We start from the raw sequence: 23,239 nt of genomic DNA, 5'->3' as shown, positions 1-23,239 counted from the left end.
TGCAGGACCCTGCCGGCCCGGCGTATCTCCACCGCCATGGCCCCTCCCCTTTTGTTGCTCAAGGACGTCCGGCTGACCTTCGGCGGTCAGCCCCTGCTGGACGGCGCTGAAATTTCCGTATCGGCCGGAGAGCGGCTCGGCCTTGTCGGCCGCAACGGCTCCGGCAAGTCCACGCTCCTCAAGATCGCGGCCGGCGCCGTGGAGGCGGACGACGGCTCGCGCTTCGTGCAGCCGGGCGCGACCATCCGCTATCTGCCGCAGGAGCCTGACCTCTCGGGCTTCGCGACGCTGCGCGCCTATGTGGACGCCGGCCTCGCTCCCGGTGACGACCCGTACCGTGGCGCATACCTGCTCGAGGCGCTTGGTCTTTCGGGCGACTTCCCGACCGACAAGCTCTCCGGAGGAGAAGCGCGCCGCGCGGCGCTCGCCCGGTCATTGGCGCCGGAGCCCGACATCCTGTTGCTGGACGAGCCGACGAACCATCTCGACCTGCCGGCGATCGAGTGGCTCGAAGCCGAGCTCAAGAGCTCGCGCTCGGCGCTGGTTCTCATCAGCCATGACCGTCGCTTCCTCCAGAATCTGACGCGCACGACGCTGTGGCTCGACCGCGGCCGGACGCGCCGGCTCGACCAGGGGTTCGCTGCGTTCGAGGCGTGGCGCGACGAGCTGCTCGCCCAGGAAGAGCGCGACCGCCACAAGCTCGATCGCAAGATCGAGATGGAGAAGGACTGGCTTCGCTACGGCGTCACCGCCCGCCGCAAGCGCAATCAGGGTCGTATGCGGGCGCTCGAGACGCTGCGCGAAACGCGCCGCAACGCGCGCCGCGCCCAGGGCTCGGTGCAGCTCACGGTGACGGAGGCGGAAAGCTCGGGCGCGCTGGTGATCGAGGCCAAGCGCGTGTCGAAGGCGTTCGGCGATCGCCCGATCGTCTCCGACTTCTCGGTCCGGATCGCGCGCGGGGATCGCGTGGGCCTCGTCGGCGCCAACGGCGCGGGCAAGACGACGCTGCTGAACCTGCTCACGGGCGCGCTCCCGCCCGACGAAGGGACCGTGCGGATTGGGGCCAATGTCGCGATCGCGACCATCGACCAGCGGCGCGCGAGCCTCGCCCCCGACACGACGTTGCGCGACGCGCTGACCGGCGGACGGGGCGACACGGTCGAGGCGGGCGGGCAGACCAAGCATGTCGTCAGCTACATGAAGGACTTCCTGTTCGCGCCCGAACAGGCGGGCTCGCCGGTCCGCGCGCTGTCAGGCGGCGAGCGCGGTCGCCTGCTGCTTGCGCGCGCGCTCGCGCAGCCGGCCAACCTGCTCGTCCTCGACGAGCCGACCAACGATCTCGACCTCGAGACGCTCGACCTGCTGCAGGAGATGATCGCCGACTATCCGGGCACGATCCTGCTGGTCAGCCACGACCGTGACTTCCTCGACCGGACGGTCGGCTCGGTGATCGTCGCTGAAGGCGACGGACGCTGGGTCGAGTATGCGGGCGGCTATGGCGACATGGTCGCGCAGCGGGGCCGCGGGATCGACCCGCGCGCGTCCGCCGAGCCCTCGGCCCCTCGTGAACGGGCTCCGGCGGCCGCGCCGGCTTCCGCTCCGGCCCGCAAGAAGCTGTCGTTCAAGGACCAGCACGCGCTGGAGACGCTGCCGGCTCGGATCGCCGCTCTGGAGGCGGAGATCGCGCGGCTCGAGGCGCGGCTCGCCGATCCGGCGCTGTACGCGTCCGATCCCGCGGCGTTCGCCTCCGCGAGCGAGGCGCTCAGCCAAGCGCAGCATGAGCGGGCGGCGGCGGAGGACCGCTGGCTCGAGCTCGAGATGCTGCGGGAAGAGCTCGCCGCCGGGTGATCCGGATCGACGATCCCGACGATCCGCGGATCGCTGCCTACCGGGCGGTGCGCGAACGCGACGTCGTCGGCCGCGGCGAACGCTTCGTGGCGGAAGGCGAGGTCGTGCTCCGCCTGCTGCTGGGCGACAGCTCCCGCCACCAGGCCGAAAGCGTCCTCATCGCCGAGAGCCGTGTGGCCGGGTTGGAGCCCCTCCTCGGCGCGGCCGGCCACGTTCCTATCTATGTCGCGAGCCCCGCCGTCATGGACGCCATCGTCGGCTTCCACATCCATCGCGGGGTTCTGGCGATCGGCCGACGGGCGCCGGCCGAAGACGCCGCCGCCCTGCTCGCCCGGCTTCCGCCGCGGGCGCTCGTGGTCGCCCTCGTCGGCGTCTCCAACCACGACAATGTCGGCGGCGTATTCCGCAACGCGGCGGCCTTCGGCGCCGACGCCGTGCTGCTCGACGGCGCGAGCTGCGACCCGCTCTACCGCAAGGCGATCCGCGTCTCGGTCGGGGCGAGTCTCGTCACGCCCTTCGCGCGGGGCGGCTCCGGGTGGGAACTGCTCGACGCCCTCGCCGACGCCGGCTTCACCACCTTCGCTCTCAGCCCCTCGGGCGAGCTTACGCTGGAGGAGGCGCGGCCGGCCGCCCGCACCTGCGTGATGCTCGGCGCCGAAGGACCCGGTCTTCCGCACGCGCTGATGGCCCGCGCCACGACGGTCCGCATCCCCATGGCGCACGGCTTCGACAGTCTCAACGTCGCGACGACCAGCGGGATCGCGCTGTACCGGCTGGCGCGCGGAGCGTAGCGCTTCAGGCTGCGCGCAGAACCTTGAGGAACACGTCGCCGAAGGCCTCGAGCTTGGCGGCGCCCACGCCCTTCACGCGCGACAGCGCCTCGGCGTCACGCGGCTTGCCGGCGGCCATCTCCACGAGCGTCTTGTCCGAAAAGATCACATAGGCCGGCACCGCCCGGGCGGTCGCGAGTTCCCGCCTCAGCGCCTTGAGCTTCGCGAGCAGTTCCGCGTCGTAGCCGTCGGGCGCCACCGCCTCGGCCGCCATCCGGCCGCGCTCCCGCGTTTTCGGCTTGGGCTTCGCGATCGAGATCCGCTCGCCGGCCTGCAGGATACGCGCGCCCCTGGGCGTCAGCGTCAGTCCGCCATAGGCGCCGGTCTCGACCGTGAGGGCCCCGGCGGCCACCAGCTGGCGCAGGATGGCGCGCCAGTCGGAGGCCGGCCGGTCGGCGCCGCGCCCGAACCCCGCGAGCTTATCGTGGCCGCGGGCCTCGACGGTCTCCGACAGATGTCCCACCGCCAGCGCCACGATATGCGCGGCGCCAAAACGCTCGCCGGTGTCGGAGACCAGGGACAGCAGCAGCCGCGCCTCCTCGGTGCCGTCGACCACCTCGGGCGGATTCAGGCAGACGTCGCAGTTTCCGCAGGCGCCCGACGTCTCGCCGAAATAGGCGAGCAGCGTCTGACGGCGGCACGCGGTCGTTTCGCAGAAGCCGATCAGAGCGTCGAGCCTGCGGGCTTCGACGCGCTTGCGTTCCGGCGCGCTGTCCTGCTCGTCGATGAAGCGGCGGCGCGTGCGAACATCCTCGAGCCCATAGAACATCATGGCCTCGGCCGGCGCGCCGTCCCGGCCTGCGCGGCCGATCTCCTGATAATAGGCTTCGAGCGAGCCCGGAATGTCGCCATGGACCACGTAGCGCACGTCCGACTTGTCGATGCCCATGCCGAACGCCACGGTCGCGACCATCACGATCCCGGGCTCCGCCAGGAACGCCTCCTGGGCCGCCGCGCGCGCCGCCGCCTCCATGCCGGCGTGATAGGCGAGCGCGTTGACGCCCGACCGCCTCAGCCGCTCCGCCGTCTCCTCGACCTTCTTGCGCGATATCCGGTAGATGACGCCGCTCTGGCCCTTCCGGGCGGCGACATAGCGCTCGATCGCGGCCGCCGCGTCGCGCTTCTCGGCCACGGCGATCGAGATGTTGGGCCGGTCGAAGCCGGCCACAAAGGCCTCGGCGTCTCCTCCGAACAGCTTCTGCAGCACGTCCTGCTGCGTCGCCTCGTCGGCGGTCGCCGTGAGAGCGATCATGCGGGCGGCCGGGAGGACCTCGCGCGCCCGGCCGAGTTCGAGATATTCGGCGCGGAAACTGTGCCCCCATTGGGAGATGCAGTGCGCCTCGTCGATCGCGATCAGCGACACCGGCAGGCGCGACAGGGCGGAGAGCATGCGCTCGGTCATCAGCCGCTCGGGCGCCAGATAGAGCAGCCGCGCCTCCCCGGACGCGATTCTCCGCCAGGAGGCGACGTTCTCCTCGCGGCTGCGCGCGGAATGGATCGCCTCCGCGGCGACGCCGTTGAGCCGCAACGCCGCGACCTGGTCCTCCATCAGCGCGATCAGCGGCGAGACGACGATCGTCAGCCCGCCCATCACCAGCGCCGGAACCTGATAGCAGAGCGACTTGCCCGCGCCGGTCGGCATCACGGCGAGCACGTTCCGCCCCGACAGCAGCGCGTCGATCACGCGCTCCTGTCCAGGGCGGAACTCGTCGAAGCCGAAGGCGCTCTTGAGCACCCGCCGCTTCTCGTCCTCGACCGCCGGCTCCACAGAGGGCATGGCGGACTGGGGAAGAAGGGCTGTCGCCGTCATCCGGCCGGTCTAGGAGATTCGCCGGCCGGAAGCGATCCGCGCGGGGTCAGTTGGCGTGATCCATCCGCTTACCGCCGCTCATTTCCCCGGCTTTCGGCGACGCGCCGACGGCCTTCACCTCGAATTCGAGGTCGACCTTTCCGGCGTTCCGGAACACCAGCGCGCCCTTGACGCTCTCGCCCTGCTTGAGCGGCTGGCGAAGCCCCAGGAACATCAGGTGCTTGCCGCCCGGCTCGAACTGGATTGTCTCGCCGGGCTTGATCTCCAGCCCGTCCGGGATCGGCCGCATGCGCGAGACGCCGTTCTCGGTGGTGGTCTCGTGCATCTCGGCCTTCTCGGAGAAGCCGCTCGAAACCGACACCAGCCGGTCCGGCGTGGCGCCATGGTTCGTGAGGGTGAAATAGCCGGCGCCGACCTTGGCGCCGCTGGCGGTGGCGCGCGACCAGGGATTGCTGATCAGCAGGTCGCCCGCCTTGTAGTCCTCCGCCGAGGCCGCGCCGGCCCAGAGAAGGCCGAGCGCCGCGAGAGCGGGAAGAAGGGATCTGAACATTTTTGGTGCCTCCATGCGCGGCCGGTCAGCCTGCCGCGGCTGCATGATCTGACGACGAAAAGCAGTCAGACCGGTCGCGGAGGGTCACGCGCCGATGGCTCGGTCGGCGAGGCCGCGCGCGCCGGCCGGCGCAGCAGGAAATCCGCCCGGAACGCGACCGGCGGCGCGGCCGCCACGGCCGCGGGCCCCACCACGTCCAGCATCGGCGAGGCGGCGATCCGGCAGAGGTCCGCGCAGGGGCAGGACTGATCGGCTGGCGGGGCGCCCCCGGGCTCGCCGAAGCAGATGACGAAAGCGCCGAACTCCGCCGCCCGCGCGGCGTGGCCGCCAAGCGTCGCGCCCGCCGCCATGAGGTAGGCGGCGAAGATCGAGGCCAGCAGATAGGCGAAGCGGCGGCGGCCGCTGAGCAGGCGGATCATTCCGGCTCCTTACGCCCGGACGGCGCGCCGCGCCATCTCCGCGCCGGCGCCGGGGCGCCGCGGATCTCCTTCTCGGCCGTCCAGGCCACCCGCCACCCGGCGAGCGTCGCGACGCCCGCTGGCTCGGCCGCGATCCGGGACGCGAGCCGCTCCACGCGGTCGAGCCGCAGCCGTCCGCCCTCGCCCGCCGCAAGCGCCCGTTCGAGCAGCCGCAGGCGGATTTCTGCCGGCAGCGCCGCGGCGGCCGGGTCGATGCGCCAGGCCGCGCCGTCCTGCGCCAGACACGCGCTCTGCGCCGCGTCCACCGCGCTCTCGAGCGCCGCCTCGCATCGCGCCAGCCGGGCCGCGAGCGTTCCGAGCCGCTCAGGCGTCAGGCCCTCCCGCTCAAGCGCCGCGCGCGACGCCCTGAGCCGGGCGCGGGCGAAGCGCGGATCGGCGTTCATCGCGTCCTCGGCCCAGGCGAGGCCGCGGCTCCGGAGGCTCGCGACCAGCCGGCTCTTGGGCGTCCCGAGCAACGGGCGCAGATGGCGAAGCCCCTCACGCTCGGTCGTCGCCCGCATGCCGGCGAGGCCGCGCGGGCCGCTGCCGGCGGCGAGCCGCAGCAGCACCGTCTCGGCCTGGTCGTCGAGCGTGTGGGCGGTCGCGATCGCGTCGGCGCCGAGAGCGCGCGCGTGAGCCTTGAGCGCGGCGTAGCGCAGGTCGCGCGCGGTCTCCTCGATCCGGGTCGCGCCCGGCGCGAGCGGCGCGTCGAGGCGGGCGTGCGCCAGGCCGAGCGCGGCGGCGTGGGCCGCGACCAGCGCGACCTCCTGGTCGGCCTCCGGCCTCAGTCCGTGATGAACCGTCGCGACCGACAGCCGCGGCGCCGAGCGCGCCTGCGCCCATTCGGCGGCGAGGCGGAGCAGCGCGATGGAATCGGCGCCGCCGGAGACGGCGAGCACCACATGCGACACGCCGCCGAACGCCGCGTCGAACAGCGCCTCGGCTTCGGCCGCCTCGATCGGGCGCTCGGATTTCTCTGGAGTCTCGACCTTCCGCAGCATCGCCCGCGCCCGCTCCGGCCGCCTTCAGCCGGGGCCGCAGGCTAGCAGGAGATGCGCTTCAACTCGCGGTCGGACTGGGCCTTGATGCGCGCATATTTGCGGCCGGCCTCCGCGATGGTCGCGCAGGCCTCCTCCTTCTTGCCCATGCCGTTCAGCGACATGCCGAGCTTGAGCATGCTCTCGGGCGCCTTGGAGGACTGCGGCGCCTCCTTGTAGATCGTGAAGAAGCTGTCGGCCGCGTCGGTGTACTTCCTGCGCTGGTACAGGCTCTCGCCGAGCCAGTAGCGCGCCTCCGGCGCCTTGGCGTCGTTGGGATAGCTGCGCAGGAAGTCGCGGAAGGTGGCTTCCGCCTGGTCGTAGTTGCGGCGCTGCATGAAGCCGACGCCGAGATCGAACTGGTCGCGGGCGCTGCCCGAGCCCGCGACGACGCCGCCGCCGTCGCCGAGCGACGCGGTCGCGCTCGGCCCCCGGGCGGGGCCCGCGTCGCCCCGCGAGAGGCCGGGCGGCTGGATGCTCATCGGCCCATCCGGATCGTCGCCCGGATCGCTCCCCAGCAGGCCGCCGATCGCGTCGCTGCTGTCGGCCGAGCGCGAGGCGCCCAGCGAGGCCGGCGGCGCGCCCGGTCCGGAGGACGAGCCGATCTGCGCCGGGCCGCTGGAGCCGGACGCCGGCCCGACGTCGCTGCGCCGCCCCGGCTTGGCTCCGCCGCCCTTGCCGCTCTCGAGGTCCTGGAAGCGGTAGTCGACGTCGCCCTGGAAACGCTTCAGCGCCTCGTCGTTCTTGCGGCTCTGGAATTCGAGCTGCTCGAGCCGGCCGTTCAGCTGGCGCATCTGGTTCTCGAGCCGGTCTAGCCGGACCGCGATGTCGGCCATCGAGGACGACTGCGCAGGCTGCACATAGCTCGGCTCGCCGCGCCGCTCGGGCCGCTCGCCGAAGAAGGCGAGCTTCTGCTCGAGGCCGCTGACGCGCTGCTCGACCCAGGACGGCGCCTCCGCGTCTCCGGGCTGCGCGGCGACGGCCGCCCCGGACGCGACACAAGCCAGCAGGGCGCCGAGCGCGAAGCGTCGGACGGGCGAAGAGCGCAGGACGTCGAACATCTTGAGTGGGAATCCCGGCTGAGACGCGAGGGCTGTCATGAGGCCGCTACGCTCGCAGTTCGGCTGAATTAGGGCCGATCCCGGCGGGCGACGCCAGAGGCGCGCCCGCCGGGACCGAGAGATCATCACGATCCGGCGCCGCCGAGCAGCGTGACGGCGCGCCGGTTCTGCGACCAGCAGGAGATGTCGTCGCACACCGCGACAGGCCGCTCCTTGCCGTAGGAGATCGTGCGCATCCGGTTGGCCGGCACGCCGCGCGCCACGAGATAGTCGCGCGTGACCTGCGAGCGGCGGGCGCCGAGGGCGAAGTTGTACTCGCGCGTGCCGCGCTCGTCCGCATGACCCTCGATGGTGATGGCGTAGCGCGGGTAGCGCGACAGCCACTGGGCCTGCTTGTCGAGGGTGGCGCGCGAGGTGGAGGTGAGTTCGGTCGAGTCGGTCTCGAAGAAGACGCGATCGCCGACGTTCACCACGAAATCCTGCTGGCTGCCGGGAGGGCCGCCGCGGCCGCCGGCCCCATAGGCCCCGTTCGCGCCGTCGAGGCCGTCGCCCGGCTTCTTGGCGCAGGCGCCGAGAGCGAGCGCCGCGCAGAGCACGACGGCGATTTTCGCGCTCCGACCGATACGCATGGTACGCAACATGCCCGATGACTCCTTGTGGCTGTCGGTTGCGCGATCCATAGCATTCTCCCCCTTAACCGAAGGTTCCGTTAGGCTTAAACAAGGGTTTATTTCGGCCTCTTCATAAACCCGCGCCGTTAACCTTGTTCCGGCGAACGCGACCGCTTCATGGCGCGACCGCGGCCGTGGAGTGTTCGGCGCCGTGTGAGTCCTTGAGGACACAGCCCTCAAGGGCGAGATGAAGCGCCCCGCCAAGGCGAAGGCCGCTCTTCTCCCTCCCTCGCGAGACGCGGAGGGTGGAGGGTGAGTGGCGAAAGCCGGCCGGGTGGGGTGTTCTCGGAATGGACCGCCCGAACCTGCGCGTCATGCCCGCGCCTTCGCGCGGGTATCCACGATTTCTCTGACCGGCGTTGCGGAAGGAAGTCGTGGATGCTCGCAAGCGGGCATCACGGCGAGGCGGCCCCGCGGGTCCGTCGCAGGCCCGAGGACGACGGGCGCCTCCCCACGCCCAAGGCCCCACCCGACCTAGGCCTTGCGGCCGAGGCCACCCTCGCCGCGGCTTCGCCGCGAGGAGGGAGAAAAGGCGGCGCGCTCGCGTGCGCTGGAGCGGGGTCAGTTCAGCAGCGGGGACCAGGCGGGGTCGGAGGCGAAGCCGGGGGTCGGGACGCGCTGCTCGTTGCGGCCGGTGATGTCGATCGAGAAGATCTTCGGCCCCGGCCCGACGTCGCGGAAGAACATCAGCACGCGGCCGTTCGGGGCCCAGGTCGGGCCCTCATTGTGGAAGCCCTCGGTCAGGATGCGCTCGCCGGTGCCGTCCGGCCGCATCACGCCGATCGCGAACTTGCCGCCGGACTGCTTGGTGAAGGCGATCAGGTCGCCGCGCGGCGACCACACCGGGGTCGAGTAGCGCCCGTCGCCGAACGAGATGCGCTGCGCGCCGCCGCCCGAGGCGCTCATCACGTAGATCTGCTGATTGCCGCCGCGATCGCTCTCGAACACGATCTTGGAGCCGTCGGGCGAGAACGAGGGCGAGGTGTCGATCGCCCCGGAATCGGTGAGCTTGGTGGTCGCGCGCGAGCGCAGGTCCATGACATAGATCGACGCGTTGCCGCCCTGCTCGAGGCTCATCGCCACCTTCTGGCCGTCCGGCGAGAAGCGGGGCGCGAACGTCATGCCGGGGAAGTTGCCGACCGCCTCGCGCTGCCCGGTCTCGATGTTCAGCAGATAGACGCGCGGGTCGCCCTGCCCGAACGACATGTAGGTGATCTCCTGGCTCGTCGGGCTGAAGCGCGGCGTCAGCACCAGTTCGCTGCCGGAGGTGATGAAGCGGCTGCCATAGCCGTCCTGGTCCATGATCGCGAGGCGCTTGACCCGGTTGTTCTTCGGGCCGCTCTCGTCGACATAGACGATGCGGGTGTCGAAATAGCCCTTCTCGCCGGTCAGCCGCTCATAGATCATGTCGGCGATCAGGTGCGCGACGCGCCGCCAGTTCTTGTCGGTGAAGAACTGCTGGCCTTCCAGCTGGTTGCCCGCGAACACGTCCCACAGGCGGAAATCGGTGCGCAGCCGGCCGTCGCCCTGCCGCACGATCTGGCCGGTGACCAGCGCCTGCGCGTTGATGATGCGCCAGTCGCCGAAGCGCGGCGCGGCGTCGAAATTCGAGATCTTCTCGATGAAGGCGCGCTTGTCGATCGGGGCGAACAGGCCGGAGCGCTGCAGGTCGGCGGCGATGACGCCCGCCATGTCGGCGGCGAGCTTCGGATCGCTGCCATTGGCCAGGAAGTCCGGGATCGCGATCGGCAGCGGCTGCACATTGCCCTGGTTGATGTCGATCGACACCTGCGCGCGCGCCGGAGCAAGGGGCGCCGCGGCGAGGAGCGCGAGCGCGGCGAAGGTTGCGGCTCGAAGAAGGCGAGCGGGGAGAAGCGTCATCAGGCTCTTCCGGATGAGGCGCGCTTGCGCCGGAATGAAAAGGCGACGAAGCGCAGTCGCGAATGAGAGGTCGGACCGGGTCGGCCGGGCCGGAACGGAGAACGTCGAAACGCCGTCATCCGCCCATCATGTCCTTGGGGTCGAAATTGATGTTCACCTGGCGCCAGTAATCGTAAGCCTCGGCGGGCAGCTTCAAGGGCGAGCAGCGCCGCACCGCGCGGGTCGCGGCGTCGGCGGCGGCCCGGAACGCGGGGTTGGAGGACGAATTCATCACCTCCGGGCCGCCGGACAGCGAACCGTCGGCGTTCAGGGTGAAATGCACCCGCACCGCAAGGCTGCCGTCGCTCGAGGCGCCGAAGGGCGGGTTCCAGCACTGCATGACCTGCTCGCGCACCGCATTGTCGATGCCGGTGCGCTGCGACATCGACAGCTTGGTCGCCGTGCCGCGCGAGGTGCCGGCGGTGGTCTCGGGCGAGGTCTCGCGCGCCGCCGCAGCCTTGCGGCTCGCGTCGCGCACGTCCTTCATGGCGCTGTCGCTGGAGGACGGCTTGTCGCCGAGCAGGCTCGCGATCTTGGACGGATCGAACTTGCGCTCCTTGGCCTTGGCGGCCGCCTCGGCCTTCTCCTTCGCGGCCTTTTCGGCCTCGGCCTTGGCGAGCTTCTCGGCCTTTTCCTTGGCGGCCTTCTCGGCTTCCGCCTTGGCGAGTTTCTCGGCCTTCTCCTTGGCCGCCTTCTCGGCCTCGGCCTTGGCGGCCTTCTCGGCCTCCGCCTTCTCCTTGGCGGCCTTGTCGGCTTCAGCCTTGGCGAGCTTCTCGGCCTCGGCCGCCTGGGCGAGCTTTTCGGCCTTCTCCTGCGCCGCCTTCTCGGCGGCGGCCTTGGCGGCCTTGTCGGCGGCGGCCTTCTCCTGCGCGGCCTTGGCCTCGGCGGCCTTCGCGGCCTCCGCCTGCGCGGCCTTCTCGGCGGCGGCCTTAGCGGCCTCAGGATCGGGTTTCGGCTCGGGCTTGGGCTCCGGCTTCGGCGGCGCCTCGGCGGTGACGGGCGCGGCCTCCGGCGGCGGCGGCGGCGCCTTCACGTCCTCCTTGGCGACGGGCGTGTCGTCGTCGGCAGGCTCCGGATCGGCCTCGGCGACCTTTTCGGCCTTCACCTTGGGCGCGTCGACCTTCTTGGAGGTCTTCGAGCCCTTGGTCATGGCGTCGAATTCCTGAGGCGTCAGGATCTCGATCGGCAGCGCCTCGGTGGCGCCGACGTCAAACGGCTTCGCGGACGAGAAATTGATGAGCCCCCACGCGAGGACCAGCGCGTGGCCGGCGCACGAGCAGATGAGGCCCGGACGCAGTTTCAAGCGTCAGCCCCCCTGCTCCAGCTCGGTGACGAGCGCGACCCGGCGAAAGCCCGCCGAGGACAGCGTGCCCATTACCTTCATCACCTGGCCGTAGTTCACGTTGCGGTCGCCTCGAACATAGATGCGCTCCTCATAGCCCGAGTTCGTGATGGCAATGAGGCGCGGCGCGAGTTCGTCGACCTCGATCGGCGTCTCCTGCAGGAACACGGCGCCGTCGTTCTTCACCGTGATGGTGAGCGGCTCCTTCTCCTCGTTGAGCGGATTGGCCGAGGTCTGCGGCAGGTCGATCGGCACGCCTACGGTGAGCAGCGGCGCCGAGACCATGAAGATGATCAGCAGCACCAGCATGACGTCGACCATCGGCGTCACGTTGATGTCGGACATCACATGGCTGCGCCGTCGCCGGCGCGCGCCGTGGCCGCTCGATCCTCCGCCTGCGCCGCTCATGCCCATCGGGTCAGGCCCGCTCGTCGATCTGGCGGGACAGGATGGCGGAGAACTCGTCCGCGAAGCCCTCCATGCGGCTCGCCTGGCGCGTCACCTGGTTGGAGAACTTGTTGTAGAAAATGACCGCCGGGATCGCGGCCACGAGGCCGATCGCGGTCGCGAACAGCGCCTCCGCGATGCCGGGCGCGACGACGGCGAGCGAGGTGTTCTTCGAGGCGGCGATCGACTGGAACGAGGTCATGATGCCCCACACCGTGCCGAACAGGCCGATGAACGGGCCGGCCGAGCCGACGGTGGCGAGCACCAGCAGCTTGGACTCCAGCCGCTCGACCTCGCGCGCGATCGTGACGTCGAGCACCTTGTCGATGCGCTGCTGGAGCCCGGCCACCGAGCGGCCGCCGCCCTCAAAGGAGCGCTTCCACTCGCGCATCGCGGCCACGAAAAGCGCGGCCATCGAGGTGTTGGGCCGGTTGACCAGCGAGCGGTAGAGCTCCTCAAGGCTCTGGCCCGACCAGAAGATCTTCTCGAAGCGGTCCATGTTCCGCTTGGTGCGGGAGAACAGCAGCTGCTTGTCGATGACGATCGCCCAGCACCAGATCGAGGCCGCGATGAGCCCGAGCATCACGAACTTCACGATGATGCTGGCCTGCAGGAACAGGCCCCACAGCGACATGTCGGGGGTATGCATCGTCAGGTCGTCTCCAGTCTCCGTGCGCGGCCACGTTCACGGGAGGCGCGACGCGGCCATGTCCGCCGCCGGCGCCGCATCCTTCGACCCAAGGCTCGGAGCGACGGCGCGTGTCGCGCGTTAATGTGTTGAAACTGCGACCCGATCCCGCATATCCGGCTTCGTTCATGAACTGTCAGGGTTAAGACGGCGTTACCGCCCTCCCCTGTTGCCCGGCGGCGACGGCCGTCGCGGCGTGGCCTGATAGGCTCGCGGGATGCGCCACCGTCCCCTTCTGCTCGCCGCCGCGCTCCTGCTCGCCGCATCGCCTGCCTCCGCGCAGGACCCGCGCGGCGCGACGCTCGCCGTGCAGGCGGTGGCGCCGACCCCGGACGGCCGCGCGCGGGTCACCGAATGCAGCGGCGTGCTGATCGCGCCTGACCTCGTGCTGACCGCCGGCCACTGCCTCGACCTGATCTCGTCGCCCGCGCAGGTCGCGGCCTTCGCCTATGACGGCCCCCGCCCGGTCCCGCGCCCGCTCGCTGTCGCGGCCTTCGCCCGCCACCCGGACCACGTCCTCGGATGGCGGGCCCGCCCGGGCGCTCCCGAGACCCGGCAGCGCGAGATCGCAGCAGATCTTGCGCTGCTGCGCCTCGCGACCCCGCCCGGCGGCGTCACGCCCGCGCGGCTTGGCCCGCCGCCGGATGTGGCGACGCAGGCCGCGACGGTGAGCGGAACCGGCCCGGCGGCCGCGGGCGCCCGCGGCGGCCTGCTCAAGCGGCTGCCGCTGACGTCGTTCAGGCTGTCCTCCGGAACCGGCGCGACGATCGCGTTCGCGAGCGCGCGCGGGACGGTCTGCGGCGGCGATTCCGGCGGCCCGCTCGCCGCCCCGGGCCCGGACGGAGAGCGCGTCTGGGCGGTCGCGGTCGCGGTTCTGCGCCCGTCCTCCGGCTGCGGCGGGCGGTTCGCGGCCGCCCTCGTCGACCCCGCCTCTCCGGGCTTCGCGCGGATGCGGTCGATGGTCGCCGCCCCCTGAGAGGGGATGTCGCCGTGGGGCCACAGCCCCGTCGCGCAGGCCCCTCCGCGGCGATTAATCATCGCCCGGGCGGTTTTTGGCGTGCCAAGGTGCGCCGCATTGGAGACCGCAGTGGCGGCTCGTTCGGGACGTGAGCATGCGGTCGACGGCGTGGCGTATGACATTGGCGGCGTGCCTGTCGCTGGGCCTGGCTTCGCCAGCCGGCGCGCTCGCCGGGGGTTCGCCCGCGCGCGCCGGCGACCGGCTGACCCGCGCCACCGTGTTCATCACCAGCCTGACCCCGTCCGGCCGCGACCGCGCCGAGGTCGGCAACTGCACCGGGGTGCTGATCGAACGTGACCTGGTGCTGACCGCGGGCCATTGCCTGTCCGACATGGGCGGCCCGAGCCTCGTGGTGGCGCAGTTCTTCGACAGCTCCAATCGCATCGTGCGCACCGTGCAGGTCGCCTCGGGCGCCCTGCACCCGGACTATGCGGGCCGCGCCAGCGCCGAGGATCCCAAGCCCGAGATGCTCGGGGCCGACCTCGCCATCCTGAAGCTCGCGGACCCGGCGCCCGCCGACCGCCGGCCGATCGCGCTGGCCTCGCGGCCGCTCGACGCCGCCAAGCGGTCGTCCGTGTTGCTGGGGGCCGGGCTGCGGGTCCCGGCCGACGAAGGCTCCGCCGGCCAGCTCCGCATCGCGCGCGTCGACGCCGAGGTGGTCACCGACGGGCCGACCGCGGTCGCGCTCGGGGTCGCGGGCGGCTCCATCTGCCGCGGCGACAGCGGCGGCCCGGTGGCGTCGTCCGCCGGCGTCTGGGGCGTGGTGATCGCGATCGTGCGGAAGAAGAGCCTCTGCAACTCAACCGTGTTCATGGCCGTGCTCGACCCGCGGTCGCGCGGCTTCCGCACCATGCTGTCGCGGGCCAAGCGGTCGAACTGAACGACCCTACTCGGTGCGCATCATTTCCCGGCGCATACGCTCCGGCATGCGCGCCGGCCGGCCGTGGCGCAGATAGGCGCATTGCGCGAGCGCGGTGACGAGCGTCTCGCCGTCGCGCACCACCGTCTGGCGCAGCACCAGCGAGGCGGCCTTGACGCTCTCGGCCGAGGTCACGACCGCCACGACGTCGTCCATCCGCGCCGGCTTCAGATAGTCGATCGTCATGCGGCGCACGACGAAGCCCTCGCGCTTCGTCTCGTAGAGATGGCGGTGGTCGAAGCCGATCGCGCGGAGGATTTCGGTGCGGGCGCGCTCCAGGAAGCGCAGATAGCTGGCGTGATACACCGCGCCCGAGAAGTCGGTGTCTTCGTAGTAGATGCGGAGCGTCATGATGTGACGCACCCCGTCCATCCGGCCCCCGAGGGGGTCATTCACGTCTGCGCTCAATCTTCGGTCCCGTCGAACAGCGGCATCTGGGTCGTCGAGGTCGGAGCCTCGAGGCCGAGGTGCCGATAGGCGTGCGCCGTCAGCATGCGGCCTCTCGGCGTCCGCTGCAAAAACCCCTGCTGCAGCAAATAGGGCTCGATGATCTCCTCGATCGCGTCGCGCGGCTCCGACAGCGCGGCCGCCATCGTCTCCACCCCGACCGGTCCGCCGCCGTAGTTCATCGCTATGGCGGAGAGATAACGGCGATCCATGGCGTCGAGCCCCAGATCGTCGACGTCGAGCAGCCGGAGCGCGCGGTCGGCGGCGGCGCGCGTCACCTCGACCTCGCCCGAGACGGCGGCGAAATCGCGGACGCGGCGCAGCAGCCGGCCGGCGATGCGCGGGGTGCCGCGCGCCCGCCGGGCGATCTCGCGCGCGCCGTCGCGGCTCATCGGCAGCCCGAGCACGCGGGCGCCGCGCGCGACGATCAGTTCCAGCTCGTCGACCTCGTAGAAATTGAGCCGGATGGGAATCCCGAAACGGTCGCGCAGCGGGGTGGTGAGCAGGCCGGCGCGGGTGGTGGCGCCGACCAGCGTGAACTTCGACAGGTCGATCCGCACGGAGCGCGCCGCCGGCCCCTCCCCGATGATCAGGTCGAGCTGGAAGTCCTCCATCGCCGGGTAGAGGATCTCCTCGACCGCCGGGTTCAGCCGGTGGATCTCGTCGATGAACAGGACATCTCGCTCTTCCAGATTGGTCAGCAGCGCGGCGAGATCGCCCGCCTTGGCGATGACCGGGCCCGAGGTCGCCCGGAAGCCTACCCCGAGCTCGCGGGCGACGATCTGGGCGAGCGTGGTCTTGCCGAGGCCGGGCGGGCCGGCGAGCAGCACGTGATCGAGCGCCTCGCCGCGCGCCTTGGCGGCCTGGATGAACACCGACAGGTTCTCGCGCGCCTGCCGCTGGCCCGTGAAGTCGGCGAGCGTCTGCGGCCGGATGGTGGCGTCGAGCGCGTCGTCCTCGCGTACGGCGGGATCGCGGACGGGGCTTGGAGCGGTCATGCGGCCGATCGGTGCGAAGGGGGCTGCTCGGTGATACGGCATCCGCGGCGATCAGCAAACGCGCGAGCGGCCGACCGCGCCTGCAGCCCGTCGAAGCTGGCTACTTCGCCAGCTCCTTCAAGCCGGCGCGGATCAGCGTCTCGGTGGTGGCGTCGTCGCCTGCGGCCTTCATGGCGGCGGCGATCGCGGCGCTCGCCTGCGGGGCCGCATAGCCGAGATTGACGAGCGCGGAGACTGCGTCGCGGGCCGGGCGCGGCCCCCTCGCCTCCGCCACCTCGCCGGCGAAGCGCGCGAGCCCCGGGTCGACGTCGGCGAACAGCGGCGCCCTGTCCTTGAGCTCCGTCACGATCCGCACCGCGACCTTGGGGCCGACGCCCGGCGCGCGGGAGACCGCCGCCTTGTCCTGCAGCGCGATCGCGGTCGCGAGATCGGAGGCTTCGAGCGTCGACAGCACCGCCAGCGCGACCTTGGTGCCGACGCCCTGCACGGTGTTGAGCAGCCGGAACCATTCGCGCTCCAGATCGGCCATGAAGCCGAACAGCTGGATGCGGTCCTCGCGCACATGGGTCTCAATCGACAGCCGCACGATCTCGCCCGCCTTGGGCAGCCGGCCCAGCGTGCGGCTCGAGCAGTGCACCACATAGCCGACGCCGCCGACGTCGAGGATCACCCAGTCCGGGCCGACCGAATCGACCTTGCCGGTGAGCTTGCCGATCATGCCGAGAGCCTCGCGGCCGCGATGCGGGCGGCCGCGCCGCGGTGCTGAGCGTGACAGATCGCGATGGCGAGCGCGTCGGCGGCGTCCGCCCCGCTGACGACCGCCTTGGGCAGCAGGATGGAGATCATCGCCTGGATCTGGCGCTTGTCGGCGTGGCCGGCCCCGACCACGGTCTTCTTGATCAGGTTCGGCGAATATTCGGCGACCGGCACGCCGCAAAGCGCCGGGACCAGCATGGCGACGCCGCGCGCCTGGCCGAGCTTTAGGGTCGCGGCAGGGTTGGCGTTGACGAAGGTCTCCTCGACCGCCGCCTCGTCCGGCGCATGGGCGGCGATCACCGCCGACAGCCCCTCATGCAGCAGCGCGAGCCGGCGGGCGAGGTCGATCGCGTCGTCCGGCGTGACCACGCCCGCGGCCACGAAAGACAGCCGCGAGCCTTCGACGCCGATCACCCCCCAGCCGGTGCGGCGGAGTCCGGGGTCGATGCCGAGGATGCGAATCGGGGCAAGGCTCATGCGGCGAGCATAGCCGCGCAGAGGTTGACGGAACACAAGCGGAACGGAACCGCCCTCACCCGTAGCGGCGGGCGGCCTCGATGGTGAGCCCGGCGCCGACCGCCCCGAAGGTGTCGCCCTCGATCGCGCGGGCGGCCGGAACCGCGCCGAGGATCGCCTGGCGGACATGCGGGATGCGGGTCGAGCCGCCGGTGAGGAACACCGCGTCGATGCGGTCGGCCGCGATCCCGGCGGCGATCAGGCAACGCGCGATGCGCTCGCGGATCTTCTCTGCGAGCGCGTGGGTGTGCCGCTCGAAGGCCTCGCGGCGGATGCGCGCCTCGAGACCGCTCTCCACCCAGCCGAGCGGCAGGGCGGCCTCGTCCTGCTCCGAGAGCCGGATCTTGGCGGTCTCGACCTCGGCCGCGAGCCCGTGGCCACGCTCGTCGTCGATGACCCGGATCAGCCTGTCGAGCAGCTCGGGCCGCGCCGCCTCGCGCCGCACCTCCCTGATCTGCCGGACGGCGCGGCCGTCGTAGAGCTTGTTGATGCTCGACCAAGTGGCGAGCTCGTGGAAATAGGTCGATGGCACCTCGAGCTCGGCGCGCTTCATCCGCGAGCCGTAGCCGAGCAGCGGCATCACCGCGCCAAGGCTGAGCCGCCGGTCGAAATCGACGCCGCCGACCCGCACGCCCTCATTGGCCAGGATGTCGGCGGCGCGGTCTCGCGCGTGGCGGTCCGGGCCGAGCCGGATCACCGAGAAGTCCGAGGTGCCGCCGCCGATGTCGGCGATCAGCGCAAGCTCCTCGCCCGCCACCCCACGCTCATAATCGAGCGCGGCCGCGACCGGCTCGTATTGGAACGACACCTCCCGGAAGCCGAGCGACAGCGCGATCTCGCGCAGCGTGTCCTCGGCCCGCTGGTCGCCCTGCTGGTCGCCGTCGACGAAATGCACAGGGCGGCCGTGCACCACGGCGTCGAGCGGGCGGCCCGCCGCCGCCTCAGCGCGGCGCTTAACGATGGCCAGGTAGCGGGCGATGACCTCGCGGAACTTCACGCGCTCGCGGCCGACCTGCGTCGCCTCGTCGATCAGCCCCGTGCCGAGCACGGATTTGAGGCTGCGCATCAGCCGGCCGGGCTCGCCGTCCAGATAGGCGCTCATCGCCGCCCGTCCGACCTTCGCCTCCGTGGTGGGGGCGAAGAAGATCGCGCTCGGGATGGTGGTCTCGTCGCCCTCCAGCCGCATGAGCGCAGGGCGACCCGCCTCGGCGAGGCCGAGCGTGGTGTTTGAAGTGCCGAAATCGAGTCCGCAGGCTGTCATCGCGCTCGTGTCGCGCAGGACGCCCGCGAAGGCGATTGGACGAAGCGACGCGCCGCGGCGCCGCCGGCTAAAGGACGGGTCGTCGGCGCGCGCGCCCCGGTGCTAGATGAACGCCCCGCCGCCGGCCTTTCCATGACGCTCGCTCTCGCCATCGCCATCGCGCTGCTTTCGGGCGTCGTCCGCGGATTCTCGGGCTTCGGCAGCGCGCTGATCTTCGTGCCGCTGATCTCGGCGCTCTACGATCCGGCGCGGGCGACGCCGACGTTCTGCCTGATCGACGCAGCCCTGATGGCTCCGATGGCGCTCCGCGCCTTCGGGCGCTGCCACTGGGCGGAGGTCGCCCCGATGGCGCTGGCCACGGCGGCCTTCACGCCGCTCGGCGTCTATGCGCTGGTGGCGGTGGATCCCGTCACGCTGCGCTGGGCGATCGCGCTTGCGGTCGCGGCCACGCTGGCGCTGCTGGCGAGCGGACTGCGCTACCGTGGCCGGCCGCCGGCGGCCGCCACGCTCGCGGTCGGCGCCGCGGCCGGCGTGCTGGGCGGCTCCGCGCAGATCTCCGGCGCCCCGATCGCGGCCTACTGGCTGGCGGGGCCGGGCGAGCGCGGGATCATCCGCGCCAACATGATCGCGGTGTTCGCGCTGGTGTCGTTCGTGACCTTCGGGTCGCTGCTGTGGGCAGGCCTCGTGACCACCGAGGTGCTGTGGCTCTGCCTCTGGCTCGGCCCGGCCTACGGGATCGGCATCTTCCTCGGCGCGCGGCGCTTCCTCGGCGCGACGGAGGCCGGCTACCGGCGCGCCGCCTATGCGGTGATCCTGCTCGCCGCCGCGCTTTCGGCCCCGGTGTGGGACGCAGCGTGGCGCTGAGCGGCCGCCGTCAGCCGAGCTTGGCCATCACCTCGTCGGAGATCTCGTAGTTGCCGTGCACGTTCTGGACGTCGTCGTCCTCGTCCAGCGCGTCGAGCAGCTTCATCAGCGAGGCGGCCTTGTCCTCGTCGAGCGCGGTCGTGGTGGTCGGACGCCACACCGCCTTGGCGCTCTCCGCCGCGCCGAGCTTCGCCTCCAGGCTCTTGGAGACCTCGTTCAGGTCCTCGAAGGCGCAGGTGACGACGTGGTTCTCCTCGTCCGACTGGACATCCTCGGCGCCGGCCTCGATCGCCGCCTCCAGCACGTCGTCGGCCGAGCCCGCCTTGGCCGGATAGACGATCTCGCCGACGCGGTTGAACATGAAGCCGACCGAGCCGGTCTCGCCGAGCGCGCCGCCGGACTTGGTGAAGTAGGAGCGCACCGCCGACGCCGTGCGGTTGCGGTTGTCGGTCAGCGCTTCGACGATGATCGCCACGCCGCCCGGGCCGTAGCCCTCGTAACGGACTTCCTCGTAGTTCTCGCTGTCGCCGCCGGACGCCTTGTTGATGGCGCGCTGGATGTTGTCCTTCGGCATGGACTGGGCCTTGGCGGCGTTGATCGCGAGCCGCAGGCGCGGGTTCATGTCGGGATCGGGCAGACCGGCCTTGGCCGCGACGGTGATCTCGCGCGCAAGCTTTGAGAACAGCTTCGCCCGGACCGCGTCCTGGCGGCCCTTGCGGTGCATGATGTTCTTGAACTGCGAATGCCCGGCCAAGGGTCGCCTCCGAGATGTGGGGACGTCCCGGGTCGCCGGCGAGGCGGGCGCGGCGGACGTCCGACGCTTGAGGAAAGCGGCCTTATAGGGCCGGGACGGCTCGAAAGGAAGACGAAGCGTCCGCGCCTGCGCGACCGAGGGCCACGAGTTCGCGCCCACCGATCAGCGCCGCCCGCGCATTGCATCGCAGCAAGGACGCTCCGTCTGGCATGCCAATGGCGGGCCCCAACCGAATTACGCGATCGGGTTTCTCTATCGTGACCGTTAAACGCCGTGATCAGAATCTCCGATCAAGCGATCGCGCTCCGGCATCTTTCAACACCTCCAAATTGCGCTTTTCATATTGAACATCAGCGCATTCGGACGTAGATGGCAAAGGCGGGCCGGGGCTTGCCCTGCGCTTCTTTCCAATAGGTAAACACTATGGCGAACGTCGCGCCGCCTCTCAAGAAGTCCCATGCAGCCGGCGGCTGGGGCGCCCTTCGCAGTTGCGGAAAGCACCTGCTGAAGAGCGGCTCGGCCCTGACCGGCGCGATGACGCTGCTCAAGGCCAATCAGTCCGATGGCTTCGACTGTCCGGGCTGCGCCTGGGGCGATCCGGAGCACGGCTCGTCCTTCGAGTTCTGCGAGAACGGCGTGAAGGCGGTCTCGTGGGAGGCCACCGCCCGCCGCGCCACGCCGGCCTTCTTCGCCCAGCACACTGTGAGCGAGCTGCGCGGCTGGACCGACTACGCCCTCGAGAATGTCGGCCGGCTGACCGAGCCGATGCGCTACGACGCCAAGACCGACCGCTACCTGCCGGTGTCCTGGGACGAGGCGTTCGCCGAGATCGGCGCCGAACTGCGCGCCCTCGCCTCGCCGGACGAGGCGGAGTTCTACACCTCCGGCCGCGCCTCGAACGAGGCGGCCTTCCTCTACCAGCTGTTCGCCCGCGCCTACGGGACCAACAATTTCCCGGACTGCTCGAACATGTGCCACGAGGCTTCGGGCGTGGGGCTGACGCAGTCGCTCGGGGTCGGCAAGGGCACCGTGCTGCTCGAGGATTTCGAGCGCGCCGACGCGATCATCGTCATCGGCCAGAACCCCGGCACCAACCATCCGCGCATGCTGGGCGACCTGCGCCGGGCCGCGCAGCGCGGCGCCAGGGTCGCGGTGCTGAACCCCGTGCGTGAGCGCGGCCTCGAGCGCTTCGCGGATCCGCAGGCCAAGATCGAGATGCTGCGCGGCGGCTCCACCTCGATCGCGACGCATTACTTCCAGCCGAAGCTCGGCGGCGACATGGCCGCGATCCGGGGCGTCGCCAAGATCGTCCTGATGCGCGACGCCGAGGCGCGCGCGGCGGGCGAGCCGGGCTTGCTCGACGACGCCTTCATCGCGCAGCACACCACCGGCCTCGACGCCTGGCGGGCCGAAGTCGAGGCCACCTCCTGGGGCCAGATCGAGGACCAGTCCGGCCTCACCTTCGACGAGATCCAGACGCTCGCCGAGGTTTATCTCGGCGCTGAGCGGGTGATCGCCACCTGGGCGATGGGCGTCACCCAGCACCGCCATTCGGTGATCACGGTGCGGGAGATCACCAACCTGCTGCTGCTGCGCGGCCATGTCGGCCGCGAGGGCGCGGGGCTCTGCCCGGTGCGCGGCCACTCCAACGTGCAGGGCGACCGCACGGTCGGCATCAACGAGAACGCGCCGGAGTGGTTTCTGGCCGCTCTGGAGCGCGAGTTCGGCGTCGCTGTCCCGCGCGAGCCCGGCCACAACGTGCTGCACGCGATCCACGCCATGACCGAGGGCCGCGCCCGGGCCTTCATCGGCCTCGGGGGCAATTTCGCCCGCGCCACCCCGGACACCGAGCTCGTCGCCGAAGCCCTGAGGCGCTGCCGGCTGACGGTGCAGATCGCCACCAAGCCGAACCTCGGCCACATGGCGGTCGGCGAGGTCGCCTTCCTGCTGCCCTGCCTGGGCCGCACGGAGATCGACCGCGACGCGGCCGGCAAATCGCAGATCGTGACCGTCGAGGATTCGATGAGCATGGTCCACGGCTCGGGCGGCATCAACAAGCCGGCCTCCCCGCATCTGAAGTCGGAGATCGCGATCATCGCCGGCATGGCGGCCGCGACCGTCGGCTCGGAGCGGATCGACTGGGCGGGATTCGCGGCCGACTACGACCGCATCCGCGACGCGATCGCGCGGGTGATTCCCGGCTTCGAGGACTACAATGTCCGCGTCCGCAGGCCGCGCGGCTTCCGCCTGCGCAACGCCGCGGCCGAGCGCGAATGGAACACCCCTTCCGGCAAGGCGGAGTTCTCGGCCGCGCCCCTGCCCGCCGAGATCGAGCACCAGCAGGCGCGCCGCCGGAAGAGCGCCTACGTGCTGCAGACCTTCCGCAGCCACGACCAGTACAACACCACGATCTACGGCATGGATGACCGCTACCGCGGCGTCTACGGCGAGCGCCGCGTGGTGTTCGCGCATCCGGACGACATCGCCGCGATGGGCGCGACGCCCAATGCGCGGGTCGACGTGGTCGGCCTGCACGAGGACGGCCGGACCCGGGTGGCGGAGGATTTCCGGCTCGTCGCCTACGACATCCCCCGCGGCTGCGTGGCGGGCTACTACCCCGAGCTCAACGCCGTGGTGCCGTTCTCCGAGGCCGGCGACCTCAGCGACACGCCGCTGTCGAAGTCCGTGATGGTGACGTTCCGGCCGCGCGAGGCCGCCTGATGGCGACGGAGGCTCCCGACGCGGGCGCCTTCATGGCGGCTGTGGAATCGCTGGTCGGGCGGGCGCCTGAGCTGTCGCCGCTCGACGCGGGCCTGCTGGCGGCGCTGCGCATGGGGGTGGCGGGCGATACGCGGGCCTTCGCCAAGGTGTTCGGCGTCCCGCACGCGCTGGTGCTGCGCGCCACGAGCGAGCTTGCAGACGAGTTCGGTCTGGTCGCAGTGACGGGCCGCGATCCGCGCACGCAGCGCACGCGGCTCGAACTCACCGACGCCGGCGCGCGGCTCCTCGAGGGCGCGGCGCTCGCGGCCTAGGCCGTCCCGCCC

Annotated in this window: 23 protein-coding genes; 7 read left to right on the top strand and 16 right to left on the bottom strand. The window is 71.2% G+C overall.

Going from position 1 to position 23,239, the window contains the following annotated elements; genetic code table 11:
* Positions 1-36: 36 nt before the first annotated feature.
* On the top strand, positions 37-1,848 hold the full coding sequence (locus GGR24_RS00730) for an ABC-F family ATP-binding cassette domain-containing protein (RefSeq protein ID WP_183393386.1): 1,812 nt from the start codon (positions 37-39) through the stop codon (positions 1,846-1,848).
* The gene (locus GGR24_RS00725) at positions 1,845-2,639 is read left to right on the top strand and encodes a TrmH family RNA methyltransferase (RefSeq protein ID WP_183393385.1); all 795 of its coding nucleotides are present in this window, start codon (positions 1,845-1,847) and stop codon (positions 2,637-2,639) included. Before GGR24_RS00730 ends, GGR24_RS00725 begins: the two co-directional genes overlap by 4 nt.
* Before the next feature lie 4 nt (positions 2,640-2,643).
* On the opposite strand, the gene recQ is transcribed toward GGR24_RS00725, so the two are convergent.
* From recQ to tolQ, 10 genes are all read right to left on the bottom strand, one after another.
* Positions 2,644-4,488 carry a DNA helicase RecQ gene (gene recQ / locus GGR24_RS00720; RefSeq protein WP_183393384.1) on the bottom strand — a complete coding sequence of 615 codons (1,845 nt, stop codon included), beginning with the start codon at positions 4,486-4,488 and terminating at the stop codon, positions 2,644-2,646.
* Between the two features lie 46 nt (positions 4,489-4,534).
* The gene (locus GGR24_RS00715) at positions 4,535-5,038 is read right to left on the bottom strand and encodes a copper chaperone PCu(A)C (protein ID WP_183393383.1); all 504 of its coding nucleotides are present in this window, start codon (positions 5,036-5,038) and stop codon (positions 4,535-4,537) included.
* Positions 5,039-5,103: 65 nt separating this feature from the next.
* A complete protein-coding gene (locus tag GGR24_RS00710) occupies positions 5,104-5,457 on the bottom strand; it encodes a hypothetical protein (RefSeq protein ID WP_183393382.1) in 354 nt (117 codons plus the stop codon).
* Positions 5,454-6,497 (bottom strand): tRNA lysidine(34) synthetase TilS, encoded by a 1,044-nt coding sequence (tilS, locus tag GGR24_RS00705; protein WP_183393381.1) that lies wholly within the window; start codon positions 6,495-6,497, stop codon positions 5,454-5,456. The genes GGR24_RS00710 and tilS overlap by 4 nt, the downstream gene beginning before the upstream one ends.
* A gap of 41 nt (positions 6,498-6,538) precedes the next feature.
* Positions 6,539-7,594 carry a tol-pal system protein YbgF gene (gene ybgF, locus GGR24_RS00700; protein ID WP_183393380.1) on the bottom strand — a complete coding sequence of 352 codons (1,056 nt, stop codon included), beginning with the start codon at positions 7,592-7,594 and terminating at the stop codon, positions 6,539-6,541.
* 125 nt (positions 7,595-7,719) lie between these two features.
* Positions 7,720-8,235, bottom strand: a complete 516-nt coding sequence (gene pal, locus GGR24_RS00695; RefSeq protein WP_246397887.1) for a peptidoglycan-associated lipoprotein Pal — start codon at positions 8,233-8,235, stop codon at positions 7,720-7,722.
* 591 nt (positions 8,236-8,826) lie between these two features.
* Positions 8,827-10,146: a Tol-Pal system beta propeller repeat protein TolB gene (tolB, locus tag GGR24_RS00690; protein WP_183393379.1), complete on the bottom strand. Its 1,320-nt coding sequence runs from the start codon at positions 10,144-10,146 to the stop codon at positions 8,827-8,829.
* Positions 10,147-10,261: 115 nt separating this feature from the next.
* Positions 10,262-11,488: a cell envelope integrity protein TolA gene (gene tolA, locus GGR24_RS00685; protein WP_246397886.1), complete on the bottom strand. Its 1,227-nt coding sequence runs from the start codon at positions 11,486-11,488 to the stop codon at positions 10,262-10,264.
* Positions 11,489-11,491: 3 nt separating this feature from the next.
* On the bottom strand, positions 11,492-11,941 hold the full coding sequence (gene tolR / locus GGR24_RS00680) for a protein TolR (protein WP_183393378.1): 450 nt from the start codon (positions 11,939-11,941) through the stop codon (positions 11,492-11,494).
* 4 nt (positions 11,942-11,945) lie between these two features.
* The gene (tolQ, locus tag GGR24_RS00675; RefSeq protein ID WP_183393377.1) at positions 11,946-12,623 is read right to left on the bottom strand and encodes a protein TolQ; all 678 of its coding nucleotides are present in this window, start codon (positions 12,621-12,623) and stop codon (positions 11,946-11,948) included.
* A gap of 256 nt (positions 12,624-12,879) precedes the next feature.
* Here tolQ and GGR24_RS00670 point away from each other — a divergent pair, with 256 nt between their 5' ends.
* Both GGR24_RS00670 and GGR24_RS00665 read left to right on the top strand, forming a co-directional pair.
* Positions 12,880-13,638, top strand: a complete 759-nt coding sequence (locus tag GGR24_RS00670) for a trypsin-like serine protease (protein ID WP_183393376.1) — start codon at positions 12,880-12,882, stop codon at positions 13,636-13,638.
* Between the two features lie 157 nt (positions 13,639-13,795).
* Positions 13,796-14,560, top strand: a complete 765-nt coding sequence (locus GGR24_RS00665; RefSeq protein WP_246397885.1) for a S1 family peptidase — start codon at positions 13,796-13,798, stop codon at positions 14,558-14,560.
* 6 nt (positions 14,561-14,566) lie between these two features.
* Here the strand turns inward: GGR24_RS00665 and ybgC are convergent, their stop codons facing one another.
* From ybgC to GGR24_RS00640, 5 genes are all read right to left on the bottom strand, one after another.
* The gene (gene ybgC / locus GGR24_RS00660; RefSeq protein ID WP_281375296.1) at positions 14,567-14,971 is read right to left on the bottom strand and encodes a tol-pal system-associated acyl-CoA thioesterase; all 405 of its coding nucleotides are present in this window, start codon (positions 14,969-14,971) and stop codon (positions 14,567-14,569) included.
* Positions 14,972-15,003: 32 nt separating this feature from the next.
* Positions 15,004-16,044: a Holliday junction branch migration DNA helicase RuvB gene (ruvB, locus tag GGR24_RS00655; RefSeq protein ID WP_183393374.1), complete on the bottom strand. Its 1,041-nt coding sequence runs from the start codon at positions 16,042-16,044 to the stop codon at positions 15,004-15,006.
* A gap of 100 nt (positions 16,045-16,144) precedes the next feature.
* Positions 16,145-16,762 (bottom strand): Holliday junction branch migration protein RuvA, encoded by a 618-nt coding sequence (ruvA, locus tag GGR24_RS00650; RefSeq protein WP_183393373.1) that lies wholly within the window; start codon positions 16,760-16,762, stop codon positions 16,145-16,147.
* Complete coding sequence (gene ruvC, locus GGR24_RS00645) at positions 16,759-17,277, bottom strand: crossover junction endodeoxyribonuclease RuvC (RefSeq protein ID WP_183393372.1); 519 nt, start codon at positions 17,275-17,277, stop codon at positions 16,759-16,761. Before ruvC ends, ruvA begins: the two co-directional genes overlap by 4 nt.
* Positions 17,278-17,332: 55 nt before the next feature.
* A complete protein-coding gene (locus GGR24_RS00640) occupies positions 17,333-18,577 on the bottom strand; it encodes an Hsp70 family protein (RefSeq protein WP_183393371.1) in 1,245 nt (414 codons plus the stop codon).
* A 132-nt stretch (positions 18,578-18,709) separates the two neighbouring features.
* On the opposite strand from GGR24_RS00640, the gene GGR24_RS00635 reads away from it, so the two are divergent.
* Positions 18,710-19,441 carry a sulfite exporter TauE/SafE family protein gene (locus GGR24_RS00635; protein ID WP_210285997.1) on the top strand — a complete coding sequence of 244 codons (732 nt, stop codon included), beginning with the start codon at positions 18,710-18,712 and terminating at the stop codon, positions 19,439-19,441.
* Positions 19,442-19,451: 10 nt separating this feature from the next.
* Here GGR24_RS00635 and GGR24_RS00630 read toward each other — a convergent pair whose 3' ends face one another.
* Positions 19,452-20,195, bottom strand: a complete 744-nt coding sequence (locus GGR24_RS00630) for a YebC/PmpR family DNA-binding transcriptional regulator (RefSeq protein WP_183393370.1) — start codon at positions 20,193-20,195, stop codon at positions 19,452-19,454.
* Between the two features lie 423 nt (positions 20,196-20,618).
* Between GGR24_RS00630 and GGR24_RS00625 the strand changes: the two genes are divergently transcribed.
* Both GGR24_RS00625 and GGR24_RS00620 read left to right on the top strand, forming a co-directional pair.
* Positions 20,619-22,916, top strand: coding sequence for an FdhF/YdeP family oxidoreductase (locus GGR24_RS00625; protein ID WP_183393369.1), 2,298 nt, complete (start codon positions 20,619-20,621; stop codon positions 22,914-22,916).
* On the top strand, positions 22,916-23,227 hold the full coding sequence (locus tag GGR24_RS00620) for a hypothetical protein (protein ID WP_183393368.1): 312 nt from the start codon (positions 22,916-22,918) through the stop codon (positions 23,225-23,227). The genes GGR24_RS00625 and GGR24_RS00620 overlap by 1 nt, the downstream gene beginning before the upstream one ends.
* Positions 23,228-23,239: the final 12 nt, after the last annotated feature.

This window comes from Hansschlegelia beijingensis (assembly GCF_014196425.1).
Classification (GTDB): Bacteria; Pseudomonadota; Alphaproteobacteria; order Rhizobiales; family Methylopilaceae; genus Methylopila; species Methylopila beijingensis.
This window is presented reverse-complemented; position numbering and strand designations above follow the sequence as displayed.

Excerpts from the sequence above, each read along its gene's own strand:
- GGR24_RS00670 (WP_183393376.1), top strand. The coding sequence starts at position 12,880 with ATGCGCCACCGTCCCCTTCTGCTCGCCGCCGCGCTCCTGCTCGCCGCA.
- GGR24_RS00620 (WP_183393368.1), top strand. The coding sequence starts at position 22,916 with ATGGCGACGGAGGCTCCCGACGCGGGCGCCTTCATGGCGGCTGTGGAA.
- GGR24_RS00625 (WP_183393369.1), top strand. The coding sequence starts at position 20,619 with ATGGCGAACGTCGCGCCGCCTCTCAAGAAGTCCCATGCAGCCGGCGGC.
- tilS (WP_183393381.1), bottom strand. The coding sequence starts at position 6,497 with ATGCTGCGGAAGGTCGAGACTCCAGAGAAATCCGAGCGCCCGATCGAG.
- ruvA (WP_183393373.1), bottom strand. The coding sequence starts at position 16,762 with ATGATCGGCAAGCTCACCGGCAAGGTCGATTCGGTCGGCCCGGACTGG.
- GGR24_RS00640 (WP_183393371.1), bottom strand. The coding sequence starts at position 18,577 with ATGACAGCCTGCGGACTCGATTTCGGCACTTCAAACACCACGCTCGGC.
- ruvC (WP_183393372.1), bottom strand. The coding sequence starts at position 17,277 with ATGAGCCTTGCCCCGATTCGCATCCTCGGCATCGACCCCGGACTCCGC.
- GGR24_RS00665 (WP_246397885.1), top strand. The coding sequence starts at position 13,796 with ATGACATTGGCGGCGTGCCTGTCGCTGGGCCTGGCTTCGCCAGCCGGC.
- GGR24_RS00635 (WP_210285997.1), top strand. The coding sequence starts at position 18,710 with ATGACGCTCGCTCTCGCCATCGCCATCGCGCTGCTTTCGGGCGTCGTC.
- recQ (WP_183393384.1), bottom strand. The coding sequence starts at position 4,488 with ATGACGGCGACAGCCCTTCTTCCCCAGTCCGCCATGCCCTCTGTGGAG.
- tolB (WP_183393379.1), bottom strand. The coding sequence starts at position 10,146 with ATGACGCTTCTCCCCGCTCGCCTTCTTCGAGCCGCAACCTTCGCCGCG.
- ruvB (WP_183393374.1), bottom strand. The coding sequence starts at position 16,044 with ATGACCGCTCCAAGCCCCGTCCGCGATCCCGCCGTACGCGAGGACGAC.
- ybgC (WP_281375296.1), bottom strand. The coding sequence starts at position 14,971 with ATGGACGGGGTGCGTCACATCATGACGCTCCGCATCTACTACGAAGAC.
- pal (WP_246397887.1), bottom strand. The coding sequence starts at position 8,235 with ATGTTGCGTACCATGCGTATCGGTCGGAGCGCGAAAATCGCCGTCGTG.
- GGR24_RS00710 (WP_183393382.1), bottom strand. The coding sequence starts at position 5,457 with ATGATCCGCCTGCTCAGCGGCCGCCGCCGCTTCGCCTATCTGCTGGCC.
- GGR24_RS00730 (WP_183393386.1), top strand. The coding sequence starts at position 37 with ATGGCCCCTCCCCTTTTGTTGCTCAAGGACGTCCGGCTGACCTTCGGC.
- GGR24_RS00715 (WP_183393383.1), bottom strand. The coding sequence starts at position 5,038 with ATGTTCAGATCCCTTCTTCCCGCTCTCGCGGCGCTCGGCCTTCTCTGG.
- tolQ (WP_183393377.1), bottom strand. The coding sequence starts at position 12,623 with ATGCATACCCCCGACATGTCGCTGTGGGGCCTGTTCCTGCAGGCCAGC.
- tolR (WP_183393378.1), bottom strand. The coding sequence starts at position 11,941 with ATGGGCATGAGCGGCGCAGGCGGAGGATCGAGCGGCCACGGCGCGCGC.
- ybgF (WP_183393380.1), bottom strand. The coding sequence starts at position 7,594 with ATGTTCGACGTCCTGCGCTCTTCGCCCGTCCGACGCTTCGCGCTCGGC.